The organism is Achromobacter sp. SIMBA_011 (assembly GCF_046535435.1).
Lineage (GTDB): Bacteria > Pseudomonadota > Gammaproteobacteria > Burkholderiales > Burkholderiaceae_B > Achromobacter > Achromobacter dolens.
Genome location: NZ_JAWRWN010000841.1, coordinates 1 through 254 on the forward strand (window position 1 = coordinate 1; position 254 = coordinate 254).

The following is a 254-nucleotide window of genomic DNA, read 5'->3' on the forward strand; positions in this document are numbered from 1 at the left end:
GCAGAACGGCGCCGCGATTGCGTGCTCGAACGTGACGACCTTGATGCCTTCGAGAGGGCGCATGATTCGGCTCTCCGGTTAGAACGAACGCGGCAGGCCGAGAATATGTTCGGCGACGTACGAGAGAATCAGGTTGGTGGAAATCGGCGCAACCTGATAGAGACGCGTCTCGCGGAACTTGCGTTCGACGTCGTATTCGCACGCGAAGCCGAAGCCGCCGTGGAATTGCAGACAGGCGTTGGCGGCTTCCCACG

At 60.6% G+C, this 254-nt stretch carries 1 pseudogene; it reads right to left on the reverse strand.

Annotated features, from left to right (window positions below):
• Positions 1 to 78 precede the first annotated feature (78 nt).
• Positions 79 to 254, reverse strand: a pseudogene (locus SB816_RS33365) (acyl-CoA dehydrogenase); the annotation flags it as partial.